This window comes from Corynebacterium sp. S5S1, from assembly GCF_001913985.1.
In the GTDB taxonomy this organism is placed as follows: Bacteria; Actinomycetota; Actinomycetes; order Mycobacteriales; family Mycobacteriaceae; genus Corynebacterium; species Corynebacterium marquesiae.
Genome location: NZ_MKXT01000073.1, coordinates 1,228 through 3,656 on the forward strand (window position 1 = coordinate 1,228; position 2,429 = coordinate 3,656).

Annotated in this window: 2 protein-coding genes; one reads left to right on the plus strand and one right to left on the minus strand. The window is 61.1% G+C overall.

Features of this window, described 5'->3' with window-relative positions; translation table 11 throughout:
* Positions 1-785: ubiquitin family protein (locus tag BKN05_RS11995; RefSeq protein WP_502686340.1), on the minus strand; the 785-nt coding region annotated here is incomplete at its 3' end.
* Between the two features lie 151 nt (positions 786-936).
* Between BKN05_RS11995 and BKN05_RS12000 the strand changes: the two genes are divergently transcribed.
* On the plus strand, positions 937-2,429 hold a 1,493-nt coding region (locus BKN05_RS12000; protein WP_286688740.1), incomplete at its 3' end, for an FtsK/SpoIIIE domain-containing protein.

Sequence of the window (2,429 nt, forward strand, 5' to 3'; positions counted from 1 at the left end):
AAAGACATAATTCGGGGAGGGGTTATGAATTCTGCGCGTTTAAGCGCCACAGAAGCGAGCAATACCGCCGCGGTTGTGAGCGCGGCGACCACGCGCATGGATAAAGCGCGGTAAACGATCATGAGCACCAGCAATAATGCTGCCACCGCCACGCCGGATAATAACGCCCATGCGGTATCGGCAGCGGAAAGTTCTGCTAACAGATCCGCTGGTGCTCCGGCAGGCTGTAGCCCCCAGGCAACGAGAAAACCACCGGCCAGTCCGGCGGAGATGATCGAAGCGAGTGCCACCGCAGCACTGTCACCACCGACAGCCTTGTGCCGCATGCGCTGCTGCCACGGCACGATAACCACCCCGATAAACGCAGCCACCGCAAACGCCAGCCACCACCACGCCAACCCGGCGGTCAGAAGTGCTGCCCCGGCTTGCGCAGCAAGTACCACCGCCGACAGCTGCTGACCAGCGCGATTGCCGTGAGCGGTGGCAGCCAGCGATTCCGCAGAATCCCGCACCACCGGCGAGCGCAATTCCGCACGTGGATGCACCAGGATGGTGTCGCCGTCGGCAAGCCCAATTTCTCCCACCGGCGAGCCCATATCCAATGGTTGGCCCACCACGGTAGACGCCTGCCACGGCTTGGAAATTCGCGGTGCCTGGCACAGCTGGGTGCAGCGCGGCAATAACTCCAGAATCGACGCGTGCCGCGGGATTGCGACATCGACCTCGCGGGAAAATTCCCCGACAACAAAACACAAAGACACACGCAAACACTGCGTGATAGACATGAGATTCCCTCCCGAAAATTCCCCTCCCGAATGCGGGTACGCAGTCGTTGGGGACGTACCCGCGACCTACAGCACCCCCATGCCGCAATTGTGACCTACAATGTGGCCTGTGTCTAATGCTCGGGGGAAAGACATAATTCGGGGAGGGGTTATGAATTCTGCGCGTTTAAGCGCCACAGAAGCGAGCAATACCGCCGCTATTAACCAAGCAGCCAGCGATAACGCTGCCGCGGCTGCCGATATGCGGACGCTGAGCACAGGCCCGCAGGAGTTTACGGTGGAGCCAATCACGCAGGCGCAACGCGATCCTTTGCCGCCACTACCGCAGGGCAGCCTGAATATCGACGCGGTTCCGGCCGCACAAAAACCACAAGCAGTGCCGATGTTGCGCATCCTGCTGCCGGTGGTGATGATCGCGGTGTTGGTGTTGCTGGTCGGCGTGATGTTTTTCGGTGGTGGTTCGGTCAGTGGGGTGGGGATGTCGCCGATGCTGCTGATCTTTCCGCTGATGATGGTGATGTCGATGGCGATGATGTTCATGCCGCAGGGACAGCAGGCCGACGCCGATGACACTCGCCGAACCTACCTGCGCCACTTGGATGTCATCCGGGATAAAGCAGAACGCAACGCCGATAAGCAGCGTGCGCACCAGTTGGCCCGCCATCCGCACCCGGAGGATGTGCATGCGCGGCTGAGCACCCGACGATTGTGGGAGCGCAGTGGCGATGACGACGATGTGTTGCAGGTGCGGCTGGGGCTCGGTGAGGCGGAGCTGTGCACCCCGGTGGAAGTCAGCGAATCGGGTGCGCCGGAAGATCTGGACCCGGTCTGTGCGGTGAGTGTACGTCGTACGGTTGACCAGGTCTCGCAGGTTGCGGAGCTGCCCATCGTCGTCCAGTTGCAGGCTTTTGGCTGCATCGGGTTATCGGGTATTCGGGCACGCTCACTGGCTCGTGCGCTGCTGGCGCAGCTGGTTGTCCATCATGGCCCGGATACCGTCGGCATCAGTGTGGTGGGCAGCGGTGATTCACACACCGGCGATTCACACGGCGGCACTGCACATAATTGGGAGTGGCTGAAGTGGTTGCCGCACACTCGCAGCCCGGAGGATGCGCAGTATCGAATTTTGCTGGTCGACGACGTACCCACCACCGGTACCGAGGAGTTTTTGGTCGACGACGAGTGGACCACCATCATCGACATCAACTCGCGGAGCACCACTGCGCTGGGCATTCGTGCCGAGATGGAAGGTCTAGTGCTGTTTGCCAACGACGAGCTGGCGGTGCAAACCGAAGCCGGCTTGGAAAATCTTGGGTTAGCCGATGGACTTGCCGACGGCCAGTTGCGCGCATTAGCCAAGGCGCTGGCGAAATATTCTCGGCCGTATGCCACCGGCGGTACGGGCGAGACCACGCGCAATGAGATGGGTTCGCTGCTCGGCATCGACGATCTGCGGCAGTTAGATAATTCCACGATGTGGCCAGAACGCGAACGCGACGATCGCCGTTTAACCGTGCCGATCGGCCTCGGGCCGGACAAAACCCCGGTGCAGCTGGATTTGAAAGAATCCGCGCACGGCGGCATGGGCCCGCACGGTTTATGCATCGGCGCCACCGGCTCCGGAAAATCCGAGTTGTTGCGCAC